The sequence below is a fragment of the Nocardia sp. NPDC004568 genome, assembly GCF_040609955.1.
Taxonomy (GTDB): domain Bacteria; phylum Actinomycetota; class Actinomycetes; order Mycobacteriales; family Mycobacteriaceae; genus Nocardia.
On the sequence record NZ_JBEXLL010000010.1, the window covers coordinates 75,018 to 87,164 of the forward strand.

Below are 12,147 nucleotides of genomic sequence, written 5' to 3' on the forward strand. Positions count from 1 at the left end.
GGGGTGTGCCCGACCGGCGGCGTTCCGCGTTCGGGTCAGACGGCGGCCGGCTCGGCGTACACCGTGGCCGCGATCGCGGCGGCCAGTTCCGCGCCCTTGATCTCGAAATGCCGGGTGAAGTACTCCAGATGCTCGGCGTGTTCGTGGAAGTGATGGGGGGTCAGGACCGCCGAGAAGACCGGTACACCGGTGTCGAGCTGTATGCGCATCAACGCGTCCACCACGGTCGCCGCCACGAAGTCGTGCCGGTAGATGCCGCCGTCCACCACCAGGGCGCAGCCCGCCAGGCCGGCGTACCGGCCGGTGGCGGCCAATTGTTGGATCCGTAACGGTATTTCGAAGGCGCCTGGAACCTCGATCACGTCGATATCGACGATTCCGCGCTCGGTGAGCCCGGCGCGGCAGGCCGTGACGGCCCGGTCGACGATCTCGGCGTGCCACCGGGCGGCGACGAGGGCGATGCGGTTCGGTGTGGGTGACATTCTGTTCCTCCTGCTCGCTGTGTCACCCAGGGCATGACGACGCGAACAGGAGCCGCCCGTGGGGGCGCTCCGATGCCGCGTTCTCTTCCATCCGGACTGTGACCGTCGGCTCCGGGATCACACCGGAATCTGCTCGACCCACGGTGTCCGAGGACACCGTGGCGCTCGCGGGCTCGTGCACCGGATCCGACCGGATGCCATGACCGCCGGTGGGGAATTCCACCCCGCCCTGAGAACGTGTACGAATCGGACAGTAACAATGCCGCGACCGCGGGACAAGCCGGCGTCCGGCCGGACGGTCAGGTCCGCGGGAGATGCTCGCGGTGGTCGTAGTACAGCAGGCGGTAGTCGTCGGCCTCCCGCGCCCACGCGGTCACCGAGGCGTTTCCGGCCAGCCCCCGGTCGGCGACGGCGAGCGTCGCGGTGTCGTCGAGGTGCTCGAGCAGGCGGCGCAGCAGCAGGATCACCGCGTCGTGCGCGACGATCAATACCCGGTGGTGGCGGGTATCGGCGGCGATGCGGTCGAGCACCCCCCGCACGCGGTCGGCGACATCGAGGAAGGATTCACCGCCGGGTGGCCGATAGCCGAGGGGGTCGGCCTGCTCGGCCGCATACTGCTCGGGATACCGCTCTCGTACCTCGGAGACGGGAATATGCGCCAGTGTGCCGCGGAAGCGGTCGTACAACCGCGGGTCGGTCATGCGGCAGGGCAGCGCGACGCCTGCTGCCCGGAGTTCGGCTTCGGCGAGCTGCCACGTGCGCGCCGCCCGGCGATACGGTGAGCACAGGACGATTTCCGGGAGCTGTCCGGCCGGCAGCGCGGCAGCCCATCGGCCGAGGGCGACGGACTGACGCACTCCCAGGTCGGTCAGTTCGACGACCATATCGTCGGCTTCGGTGGGTGTGGCGGGCCGGAGTCCGGCATTGATGGTGCTCTGGCCGTGCCGGACGGCGTAGAGCAGACGGGGGCTCGCGGTGTCGCGATACGCGCAGGGAGATCCGGTCGCGCCGGGAATTTCGGGGTCGGCGGGCGGCTGCTTACTCATACCCAGAGGATGTACCGGTCGACGCCCGGGTGTCCGGAATTTCCGGATAGTGGCTACTTCGCCGCCGCGGACAGCCGGTCGGCAGAGGGCGAGTCGTGGTGCCCGAGGAGTCCGCGCGGTGAATGCGGTTGCTCGCGGTGAGTCGTGCCGCTATCTTAATGCGACAACAGTCGCACTTATGGCAACGCGGCCCGGCCGGCCCGCCGCGGCGTCGGCACCGACCGCGCGTTCCCCCGAGGAACGGGCACGGTCGCACCGGTCGGCTCCGGGCAGGCCTGGTGCGACGGCCCGCCGAACCGCCTGTTACGCGTTCCGACAACAGAATCGAGCCGTCCGGATGCCCGCCCCGTCCTCTCCTGTCTCCTTCGCCGACCTGCTCCGCGACCATGCGGTACAACTCGCGCATCTCGACCCGGCGGCACCGTTGGACGACCTGGAGCCGCTGCGCGGCGCCATCGGCGCCGCGCGTGTCGTCGCGATCGGCGAGAACTCCCACTTCATCACCGAGTTCTCGCTGCTGCGCCGGCGCATCCTGCGGTTCTTGGTCGAGCGCTGTGGGTTCACCGTCCTGGCCTTCGAATACGGATTCAGCGAAGGCTTCGCTCTGGACGCCTGGGGCCGGGGGGCCGGTTCCGACGACGACCTGGCGGCGCATCTGGCCGCGGCGATTCCGGTGGGAGTCGAGGAACCGCTGCACTGGATACGCCGGTACAACGCCACGGCCGAGGTGCCGGTGCGGTTCGCCGGGATAGATATTCCGGCGGCCGGCGGGTCCTTGCTGCCCGCGCTGGCCCCGGTCGCCGACTACCTGAGCCAGGTCGATCCCGAGGTGGTCCCGGCGATCCGGGAGGCCATGCGGATCGCCGGGTCCTTCGCCGGCGCCTCCGCGGCCGCGGCCGCACCGGCCTGGGCCCGTCTGGCCTCCGCGGAGCAGAACGCTCTCAGCGCGATCCTGGCGCGTCTGCTCATCCGGGTCCGTGCCCTCGCACCGCTGTACACAGCCCGGGGTGACCAGCGTGAGTACGAGATCGCCCGGCGCCGGCTCGAGGCTGCCTGTCACGCCGACTACGGGTTTCGGGCCATGGCCGGCCTGTACTCCGGCAGCGGGCTGACCGCCGACACCTCGGCGCGCGACGCCTTCATGGCCGAATCGGTGCTGTGGCACCTGGAACGTTCCGGACCCGAGGCCCGCGTCGTGCTGGCGGCCCACAACGCGCATATCCAGCGGACGCCGGTCTTCTTCGACGGCAACCTCACAGGACTGCCCATGGGGCAGTACCTGCACGACCGCCTGGGCGACGACTACTTCGCCCTCGCGCTGACCGGTATCACCGGAAACACCGCCGATATGCGCCCCGACGAGGACGCGCGCTTCGGATTCGCCATCGAGGACACACCACTGCCGCCACCGGAGCCGGGCAGTGTCGAGGCCGCGTTCGCCGACGCCGGCCTCGATCTCGGCCTCGCCGATCTCCGCCGGGCTCGGGCGCACACGTCCGGTTGCCCCGACCGCATCCGGATCCAGAGTTCCTACGTCCACACCCCCGTCGTGAACGCCTTCGACGCCGTCCTCGCCACGGCCACCTCGACCGTGTCCGACGTCGAGAGCCGCGAAGCCTCGGTGTGACGCCGTAGGATTCCCGCCCAGCCGGGCCGTCTCCGAGTCGATTCGGGGTGAGCAGCCTTTGTCCGCTTCACGAGTGCCCGAACACGGGCCGCCTCGGCCGTCGTGGCCCGGTGGTCTGACGGAAAGCATCGACGCGGCCGCGGCGGGCTCAGTGCGAGCCCGGGAGGTCCACCTCGTCGGGGGTCTTGTCGTCGCGCAGGCCTCGCCGGCTCGGTTGCGCACAGTCGGTCAGTGGCCAGAGAACCGCCAATTCTGTGGCTGTGGCTCGAGCCGATCAGCATGTACAGCGGGTGAGAGGTACTCGAAACAGCTTCGAGCCGATTCGATCAGCCGTAGTGGGCTGCCGAATACGCTGGCCGACATAGTCTCTGGGAATGGATCCGGCGTGGATAGCGGTGATCGGGACAGCCGTCGGGGCAGCCGGCGTGGGCGGGGCGGCGACTGTCACCGGTTGGTTCAATCGACGGCAGGTCGGCCAGCAGGTCACCGGCACCCAGGCGCAATGGCATCGCGAAAAGCGCTGCGACGCCTACAGCGCGTTCCTCGATGCCGGTGTCCAAGCCCGTGACGAGCTGGCTGGAGTGTTGCGTTCTATACACGGGCCGGGACGGAATGCCGCCACGATCAGGGGTCGCCTGCATACGGCCGATTCGCTGGTCCAGAACGTACGACGTTCGTGCGCGACGGTATTCGTACTGGGTCCGGACGCAGTACTGGCCTCAGCACGTCGCGCTGAGGAAGCTGTGGTTCTATTCCAGCGGTTCCTGTACCGAACGGTGGAGGATCTCGAGTCGGGACGGGACCCACAGCTGAACCTCGAAATCTGTGCCCGCTGGAATCCCCAGATCCACGCTTCGCTGGACGAGTTCTCCGCGGCGACACGCGAGGCGTTGGGGGGTGCCGCGCCGCCACCTCGGCCGTCGAACGGCCGGGAGGCAGTTCGGGGCCGGAATGGCTCCGCAACGGAACTCCAGTGGCTTCTGACGTTGATCAGCAGCGAGTTCGGCCCAGCGATAGAAGACATCGACCCGAAATCGTCCCTAGTGCTCCACGGGATGAGTTCGTTGGAGTTGGTCCGCATCTTCCATCGGGCCGAAGTCGAATTCGGACTGCGCCGCGGCGGTTTGTGGACCATCCAGTCCATGTACGAACTGACCATCGACGAGCTCGCCGATCTGATAGCCACTGAACGAGTTCCACGCTCATAGACCCGGAGCGGTCCGAGACCCGGAACTCGGTTCCCGTATTCGGTCGATAGTCAATGTTGAACCCGGGCAACAAAACCGAGTGGCGTATGGAACTCCTGTGAACTCGCAATATTCCACTTCGCCGACCGGATAGGGGCGAAGCCACGTCGCAGTAGCGGCCACCGACGGGGGAGGCGGCACGTCCAAGGGGACTCGGCGACAGTGAGCCGGTCGACCAATGGTTGCAGGGCACGCCGTTTCGCGGCGCTGAGGCCACATCCGACACAGCCGGCGTAGGTCAACAGGCCAGTGGAATATCCGGCCACGACCAGTGAGCGCCAGCCGCGACCTCGGCTCGGCAGGGTTCCCGCCACTGCCAAGTCTGCCGAACGCCTGAGGGTCCGTTTGATCCAACGCTGTGGCTTGCCGACTTCGATCCGTCCGTGGCGTGGATGCTCGACTCGAGAAGGAATTCCGGGCTCGTGGTCACCGCGTTGGATCATGCTTCAGCTGTCGCAGTGAGATCTTGGCGGTGTGAACCGTATCGAACTGGAGTTTTTCGATGCACGCTGGCGAAGTTTCACCGAATTGATTCCGCAGAGAATTCCGACCCCTTCGAAAGGTTGGCGACGTCTTGTGACAACGATGCCCGAGTTGCCGCCGTCCTGAAACCGAATTGGAACCCGCGACCGGGTATTGTTGTCGACCTTCGACGGCCTGATGCTCTACCTGAGGCTGAGGCGGCTGTATTTCGCACGGTTCGGAGGGAGGGTTGTCAGGGCTGAACCGTCCGGGACTCCGGCTCGATCGAAACTTGTCACACAATGCATCCGCTGCGATAATTTGTGTATCGGGAGCCCTGCTGCTCATGCGGCTCGTATGGGCACGCTCAACGCATCGGTCGCTGGATAATGCTCCCGCATATCGTCTCCGGTTCGTCGTATGTCCATAGGCGAATGAAGAACTTTTACGGTTGGGTCGCGCGTGAGTTCAACCATTGACCGACCAGGTACCGAATCGGTATGCGCGCGGTTCGGTGAGCCTCGAATCATCGACGCCGAAGGGGCGTGATGTCAGAGTCCAGTGCCGGGGCCCCGACGGCCGGTCCGAGCCGACCGGCATCATCGGTGGGCGACGTGGATAGCTGTGCCGTCGCCGGAAGCGACGTCGACTACCTCTCCGGCCGGCCTTGCGCGGTGCACGACCGGTGATCGTCGGCCGTGCTGCCGAGCCGTTTGGAGCGGGTGCGACTACGGATGAGAAGCGGCGCGAGTCGCCGCTGCGTGCATACTGTTCGGCTGTTACTCGGGTGAGTCCAGCCGCTGCTCACAGGCCTCGGGCACCGCGCAGGTGGGTGTTCGGCGCTGCGCTCGGCCCGCTCGTCGGGTGCTGCAGGACGGTCGGCGCAACTGCACATCGATCCGGTCACAACCATGTCACTACGAGGTCCTCGCCGACTCGACGCTGTGGACGAAGCCGTCTGCCTGCTCACCGGCCGGACCGATCGAAGGGAATGAGTCATGGCAACTGCAGTAGGCATCGACCTGGGCACCACCAACTCGGTCATCGCGAGCTGGCAAGCCGGCGAGGCGGTGGTCATCTCCAATGTCGAGGGGGCACGCACCACGCCGTCGGTGGTGGCGTTCACCGAGAGCGGCGAGCGCCTGGTGGGTCAGCTCGCCCGCCGGCAGGCGATTCTGAATCCGAAGGGCACGATCTACTCGGCGAAGCGCTTCATCGGACGTCATTTCGACGAGATCTCCGAGGAAGCCAAGGCAGTGAGTTTCGACGTCGTGCCGGGGGACAACGGTGAGGCACGATTCGACGTGCGGGGTAGGAAATACGCGCCGGAGGAGATCAGCGCCTTGGTGCTGCGCAAACTCGTCGACGACGCGAGCAAATTCCTCGGTGAGAAGGTCAAGGAAGTGGTCATCACCGTTCCTGCCTATTTCAACGACGCGCAGCGCAACGCCACCAAGGACGCCGGTCGGATCGCAGGCCTCGAAGTCCTGCGGATCATCAACGAGCCGACCGCCGCGGCGCTGGCCTACGGCATGGACAAGCAGACCCATGAGACCGTGCTGGTCTTCGACCTCGGTGGCGGCACGTTCGATGTGAGCCTGCTCGATGTCGGCGACGGGGTGGTCGAGGTGCGGTCCACGGCCGGTGACTCCCACCTCGGCGGCGACGACTTCGACAGGCGGCTGGTGGACTACCTCGCCGACGAATTCCAGAGTGCGGAGAATATCGATCTGCGCAAGGATCCGCAGGCGTTGCAGCGCCTGTTCGAGGCGGCCGAGAAGGCCAAGGTCGAGTTGTCCTCGGTGACGCAGGCGCAGGTCAATTTGCCTTTTGTGACTGCTGACGCGAACGGTCCCAAGCATCTCACCACGACGATCATGCGTTCGAAGTTCGAGGATCTGACCGCCGATCTGGTGGAACGCTGCCTCGGTCCGGTGAAGCAGGCGATGAGTGACGCCAAGGTCACCGCCAACGATATCGACGAGGTGATCCTGGTCGGCGGTTCGACGCGTATTCCGGCGGTGCAGGCACTGGTGCGCCGGCTCACCGGCGGCAAGGACCCCAATATGAGCGTCAACCCCGACGAGGTCGTTGCGCTCGGCGCCGCGGTCCAGGCGGGCGTGCTCAAGGGCGAGGTCTCCGATGTGCTGCTGCTCGATGTCACCCCGTTGTCCCTCGGCGTCGAAACCCAGGGCGGGGTGATGACCAAGATCATCGAGCGCAACACCACGATCCCGGCTCGGCGCAGTGAAGTGTTCTCCACCGCGGAAGACAATCAGTCGGCAGTGGATGTCGTGGTGCTGCAGGGCGAACGCGAACGAGCCGCTGACAATCGGGTGCTGGGACGGTTCCGGCTGGAAGACATCCGCCCCGCGCCACGGGGTGAGGCCCAGGTCGAAGTCACTTTCGATATCGACGCCAACGGCATCCTCAATGTCACCGCTCGCGACAAGGACACCGGTAAGGAACAGAGCATCACGATCAGTGAGCAGGGCAATCTGGATCAGGGCGAGGTCGAGCGCATGCTGGCCGAGGCCGAACGGAACCGGAGTGAGGACGAGGCGCTACGCAAGGCGGTCGATGCGCGCAACGCGCTCGATTCGGTGGCCTATCAGGTGGAACGGCGGCTCGCCGAACTCGGTGACAGTGCCCCGCCGCACGACAGGGCACGCGCCGAGATGCTGATCGCCGACGCCAGGAAGGCTGTGAACGACGGTGCTTCACCGGCGGAGGTGCAGCCGCTCACCTCGGAGTTGCAGCAATTGCTGTACGGGCTCGCACCGGTCCAGGCAGGCAGCGACGGCCACCGGGCAGGCAGCGGAGACACCGCGTCGTCGGGTGACGACGACGTGATCGACGCCGAATTCGACCGGAGCTGAGGTACGCGATGGAGAGGTCTGCAGATCGTTCGACGACCGAGTCGGCCACCGAGCGTACCGACCGGGATCAGGCCGAGACACCGCCTGATCACACCGGTACAGAGGCCGAGTCGGCTCAACTCGAGGACCGCTGGCGCAGGGCCCTCGCGGATCTGGACAACCTGCGCAAACGCTACGCCAAGGATCTGGGCCGGGAACGCGCTGCGGAGGCGGCGAAGGTTTCCGCGGCGTGGCTGCCGGTGCTGGACAATCTGGAGCTCGCGCTGGCCCATGCCGGCGGTGGTCCGCAGGCTGTTGTCGAGGGCGTGAAGGCGATCCGGGATCAGGCGGTGCAGGTGCTGTCACAGTTCGGTTTCGAGCGCCACGACGAGGTCGGTGTGCCGTTCTCCCCGGAACTGCACGAAGTGGTCGGCGTGGTGGACCGCCCCGACCTGGATTCCGGGACCGTGATCGAGGTCGTGCGCCCGGGCTACGGCGAAAACGGGCGGCAGTTGCGTCCCGCCGCGGTGGTCGTCAGCCGACCCGAGGGGTGAGCAGTGATGGCGCGCGATTACTACGAAGTCCTCGGAGTCCCGCGTGGCGCCGGCACCGATGAAATCCAGCAGGCGTACCGGAAGCTGGCTCGCAAGTATCACCCCGATGTGAACAAGGACCCCACCGCGGAGGACACATTCAAGGAGGTGAACGAGGCCTACCACGTGTTGTCCGACCCCGATACCCGCGCACGCTACGACCGATTCGGTGACGACTTCCGGCGAGTGCCCGAGGACTACGACGAACGGGTCCGGACAGGCGCCGGTGGATACGGTGGTGGGGGATATGGCGGCGGGGGCGGAAGGGTGCACTTCGGTCGAGGCTTCGGTGGCCAGGGTCCGGTCGACTTCGAGGATCTCTTCGGGCAGATGTTCACCGGCGGTGGCGGGTACGGGCCGATTCCCGGTGCGGATCAGGAAGCGGAACTGGAACTGACGCTGGAAGAGGCGTATCGGGGCGGCAAACGCACTCTCGGACTGGATGGACGGCAGTACGACGTCGACATTCCGGCCGGTGTCCTGGACGGGCAGCGAATCCGGCTGGCCGGGCAGGGCGGCCGGGGCGGTGGTGACGCGCCGCCCGGAGATCTGTATCTCGTGGTGCGGATCAGGCCGCATCCCCGGTTCCGGGTGCAGGGTCGCGACATCTATGTCGACCTGCCGGTGTCGCCCTGGGAGGCAGTCCTCGGAGCGACCGTCGTCGTGCCCACCCCGGGTGGTGAGGCGAAAGTCAAAGTGGTGCCGGGCTCGTCGACGGGGCGGAAGCTGAGGCTGCGCGGAGAAGGAATGCCCAATCCACGTGGCGCCGCCGGCAACCTCTACGCCGAGATCAAAGTGATGGTGCCGTCGAAACCGACAGCACGCGAACGGGACCTGTTCGAGCAACTGGCCGCCGAATCGAACTTCGATCCGAGGAAAGTGAAATGAGCACACCACTGCCGGGCGCGCGGTACGTCTTGGTTCGCCGTACCGGATTGTCGCTGGACGCCTTCGCCGAACGAACCGGACTACACCCCGACCTTGCCCGGAAACTGGTCGCTCTCGGATTGCTCGACGCCCACCGCGATGCCGGCGGCGAGATGTCGTTCGAACCATCCGCGGTCGCCCACGCCGCCCGCATCCAACGGCTGAGAACCGGTTTGGGACTGAACTACTCGGCAATCGGGCTTGTGCTCGATCTGCTGGATCGAATCGAAGAACTCGAAGCCGCTTCCCGCAGAAGGAGGACGCCCCCATGGACACCGGCAGCCTGACCGAGAAGTCACGAGAAGCCCTGCAGGAAGCACAGAATATCGCGACCAGAATGGGTCACACCGAGGTCGACGGAGAGCACCTGCTGTTGGCCCTGGTCAACCAGCCGGAAGGACTGGTCCCCAGACTGCTCGAGCAGGCCGGCGCGAACGTCGATGCCCTGCGATCCGATCTGGAGCGTGAACTGTCGCGCCGGCCGAAGGTCAGCGGACCCGGCGCGACGCCCGGTCAGGTGATGATCACCCAGCGCCTGGCCAAGCTGCTCGATGCCGCGGAACGGGAGTCGAAGCGACTCAGGGATTCCTATGTCTCGGTGGAACATCTCGTGATGGCCCTCGCCGAGGAGGGGTCGGCCAGTGCGGCCGGACGTGTCCTCGCCGGTCATGGGATCACGCGTGAGTCCTTCCTCACCGCCCTGACCGCGGTGCGTGGCAATCAGCGCGTCACCTCGGCAACCCCGGAAGGTGCCTACGAGGCCTTGGAGAAGTACGGACGTGACCTTGTCTCCGAAGGACGGGCAGGCAGACTCGATCCGGTCATCGGCCGGGATGCCGAGATCCGCAGAGTAACGCAGATCCTGAGCCGGAAGACGAAGAACAATCCGGTACTGATCGGCGACCCCGGTGTGGGCAAGACCGCGATCGTCGAGGGCCTCGCCCAGCGCATCGTCCGCGGCGACGTGCCCGAGGGCCTGCGTGACAAGACGATCTTCTCGCTCGATATGGGCTCCTTGGTGGCCGGTGCGAAATACCGCGGCGAGTTCGAAGAGCGACTACAAGCGGTGCTGTCCGAGGTGAAGGCAGCAGAGGGCCGCATCCTGTTGTTCGTCGACGAATTGCATACCGTTGTCGGCGCGGGATCGGTCGGCGGCGAGGGGGCACTCGACGCCGGCAATATGCTGAAACCGATGCTCGCCCGCGGCGAACTCCATATGATCGGTGCCACCACACTCGACGAGTACCGCAAGCACATCGAATCCGACGCGGCCCTGGAGCGCCGCTTCCAGACCGTGATGGTCGACGAACCCACTGTCGAGGATGCGGTCTCGATCCTGCGCGGCCTCCGGGAACGCCTCGAGGTGTTCCACGGTGTGAAGATCCAGGACGGCGCACTGGTGGCCGCTGTGACTCTCTCGCATCGGTACATCACCGACCGCTTCCTCCCGGACAAAGCGATCGACCTGGTGGATGAGGCCTGCGCGCGGCTGCGCACCGAAATCGACTCGATGCCTGCCGAACTCGACGAACTCACCCGTAAAGTCACCCGGCTGGAGATCGAAGAGGCCGCGCTGTCCAAGGAAGCGGACGCGGCCAGTAAGGCCCGCCTCGAAGAGCTGCGCAAGGAATTGGCCGACCTGCGCGCCGAAGCCGACGCCCGGCACGCTCAGTGGGAGGCGGAGCGGCAGTCGATCCGGCGGGTGCAGGAGCTGCGCGGAGAGCTGGAACGACTCCGCCACGAAGCCGAGGAAGCGGAGCGCAACTACGACCTCGATCGGGCCGCCCAGCTGCGATACGGCGAGATCACCGAGCTGGAACGCAGGCTCGAGGCGGCGGAAGAGCGACTGGCCACCAGACAAGGCGGGAATCCGTTGCTGCGTGAGGTGGTCACCGAAGACGAGATCGCGGAGATCGTGGCCGCATGGACGGGCATCCCGGTCGCCCGGCTGCAGGAAGGTGAGCGGGAGAAGCTGCTGAAGCTCGACGAAATTCTGCACGAACGGGTCATCGGCCAGGACGAGGCGGTGCAACTGGTCGCCGACGCGGTGATCCGGGCGCGGTCCGGGATCCGCGACCCCCGCCGGCCCATCGGCTCGTTCATCTTCCTGGGCCCGACCGGCGTGGGAAAGACCGAGCTCGCAAAGACACTGGCCGGGGCGCTCTTCGACAGTGAAGACAATATGGTGCGCCTGGACATGAGCGAGTACCAGGAGCGCCACACGGTGAGCAGGCTCATCGGCGCGCCCCCCGGGTATGTCGGCTATGACGAGGGCGGCCAGCTCACCGAGGCAGTACGCCGCAAGCCGTACTCGGTGGTGCTCTTCGACGAGATCGAGAAGGCTCACACCGACGTCTTCAATACCCTGCTGCAGGTGCTCGATGACGGCCGGATCACCGATTCCCAGGGCAGGCAGGTCGATTTCCGCAACACCGTGATCATCATGACCTCCAATATCGGATCCCATCACCTCCTCGACGGAGTCACAGCCACCGGCGAGATCAAGCCGGACGCGCGCGAGCGGGTGCTGGCGGAACTGCGCGGTCACTTCCGGCCCGAATTCCTCAACCGGGTCGATGACATCGTGTTGTTCACCCCGCTCACCCTGTCCCAGATCGAGCACATCGTGGAGCTACAAGTGACCGAACTACGAAATAGGTTGGCACAGAGGCAGATACATCTGGATATCACCCCGGAAGCACGCCGGCTCATCGCCGAACACGGTTTCGACCCGGTCTACGGTGCGCGGCCGCTGCGGCGATACATCGCTCACGAGGTCGAGACCAGGATAGGTCGCGCACTGTTGCGTGGCGAGATCGAACCGGGTGGCGTCATCCGTGTCACGGTGGACGGCGGCGAGCTTTTCGTCGCCTACGCCGAACCCGCTGTCGCGGCGGCGTGAGAA

The 12,147-nt window shown here is 66.2% G+C and carries 9 protein-coding genes and 1 riboswitch; of the genes, 7 read left to right on the forward strand and 2 right to left on the reverse strand.

Features of this window, described 5'->3' with window-relative positions:
* Window positions 1–35 precede the first annotated feature (35 nt).
* Both ABZV91_RS07855 and ABZV91_RS07860 read right to left on the reverse strand, forming a co-directional pair.
* Window positions 36–482 carry a 6,7-dimethyl-8-ribityllumazine synthase gene (locus ABZV91_RS07855; RefSeq protein WP_355237106.1) on the reverse strand — a complete coding sequence of 149 codons (447 nt, stop codon included), beginning with the start codon at window positions 480–482 and terminating at the stop codon, window positions 36–38.
* Window positions 483–557: 75 nt separating this feature from the next.
* A riboswitch (FMN riboswitch) is annotated at window positions 558–723 on the reverse strand.
* Between the two features lie 58 nt (window positions 724–781).
* Window positions 782–1,528, reverse strand: a complete 747-nt coding sequence (locus ABZV91_RS07860) for a histidine phosphatase family protein (RefSeq protein WP_355237109.1) — start codon at window positions 1,526–1,528, stop codon at window positions 782–784.
* A 337-nt stretch (window positions 1,529–1,865) separates the two neighbouring features.
* Between ABZV91_RS07860 and ABZV91_RS07865 the strand changes: the two genes are divergently transcribed.
* The 7 genes from ABZV91_RS07865 to clpB all read left to right on the forward strand — a co-directional run bounded on the left by ABZV91_RS07865 (window position 1,866) and on the right by clpB (window position 12,144).
* On the forward strand, window positions 1,866–3,155 hold the full coding sequence (locus tag ABZV91_RS07865; RefSeq protein WP_355237112.1) for an erythromycin esterase family protein: 1,290 nt from the start codon (window positions 1,866–1,868) through the stop codon (window positions 3,153–3,155).
* A gap of 374 nt (window positions 3,156–3,529) precedes the next feature.
* Window positions 3,530–4,363: an acyl carrier protein gene (locus ABZV91_RS07870; RefSeq protein ID WP_355237115.1), complete on the forward strand. Its 834-nt coding sequence runs from the start codon at window positions 3,530–3,532 to the stop codon at window positions 4,361–4,363.
* Between the two features lie 1,499 nt (window positions 4,364–5,862).
* Window positions 5,863–7,743 carry a molecular chaperone DnaK gene (gene dnaK, locus ABZV91_RS07875; RefSeq protein ID WP_355237117.1) on the forward strand — a complete coding sequence of 627 codons (1,881 nt, stop codon included), beginning with the start codon at window positions 5,863–5,865 and terminating at the stop codon, window positions 7,741–7,743.
* Between the two features lie 8 nt (window positions 7,744–7,751).
* Window positions 7,752–8,276: a nucleotide exchange factor GrpE gene (locus tag ABZV91_RS07880; RefSeq protein WP_355237118.1), complete on the forward strand. Its 525-nt coding sequence runs from the start codon at window positions 7,752–7,754 to the stop codon at window positions 8,274–8,276.
* Between the two features lie 6 nt (window positions 8,277–8,282).
* Window positions 8,283–9,203, forward strand: a complete 921-nt coding sequence (locus ABZV91_RS07885; protein ID WP_355237272.1) for a J domain-containing protein — start codon at window positions 8,283–8,285, stop codon at window positions 9,201–9,203.
* Window positions 9,200–9,529 (forward strand): chaperone modulator CbpM, encoded by a 330-nt coding sequence (locus ABZV91_RS07890; protein WP_355237121.1) that lies wholly within the window; start codon window positions 9,200–9,202, stop codon window positions 9,527–9,529. Before ABZV91_RS07885 ends, ABZV91_RS07890 begins: the two co-directional genes overlap by 4 nt.
* Window positions 9,511–12,144 (forward strand): ATP-dependent chaperone ClpB, encoded by a 2,634-nt coding sequence (clpB, locus tag ABZV91_RS07895; RefSeq protein ID WP_355237123.1) that lies wholly within the window; start codon window positions 9,511–9,513, stop codon window positions 12,142–12,144. Before ABZV91_RS07890 ends, clpB begins: the two co-directional genes overlap by 19 nt.
* Window positions 12,145–12,147: the final 3 nt, after the last annotated feature.

Excerpts from the sequence above, each read along its gene's own strand:
- ABZV91_RS07870 (WP_355237115.1), top strand. The coding sequence starts at position 3,530 with ATGGATCCGGCGTGGATAGCGGTGATCGGGACAGCCGTCGGGGCAGCC.
- ABZV91_RS07885 (WP_355237272.1), top strand. The coding sequence starts at position 8,283 with ATGGCGCGCGATTACTACGAAGTCCTCGGAGTCCCGCGTGGCGCCGGC.
- clpB (WP_355237123.1), top strand. The coding sequence starts at position 9,511 with ATGGACACCGGCAGCCTGACCGAGAAGTCACGAGAAGCCCTGCAGGAA.
- ABZV91_RS07880 (WP_355237118.1), top strand. The coding sequence starts at position 7,752 with ATGGAGAGGTCTGCAGATCGTTCGACGACCGAGTCGGCCACCGAGCGT.
- ABZV91_RS07860 (WP_355237109.1), bottom strand. The coding sequence starts at position 1,528 with ATGAGTAAGCAGCCGCCCGCCGACCCCGAAATTCCCGGCGCGACCGGA.
- ABZV91_RS07855 (WP_355237106.1), bottom strand. The coding sequence starts at position 482 with ATGTCACCCACACCGAACCGCATCGCCCTCGTCGCCGCCCGGTGGCAC.
- ABZV91_RS07890 (WP_355237121.1), top strand. The coding sequence starts at position 9,200 with ATGAGCACACCACTGCCGGGCGCGCGGTACGTCTTGGTTCGCCGTACC.
- dnaK (WP_355237117.1), top strand. The coding sequence starts at position 5,863 with ATGGCAACTGCAGTAGGCATCGACCTGGGCACCACCAACTCGGTCATC.
- ABZV91_RS07865 (WP_355237112.1), top strand. The coding sequence starts at position 1,866 with ATGCCCGCCCCGTCCTCTCCTGTCTCCTTCGCCGACCTGCTCCGCGAC.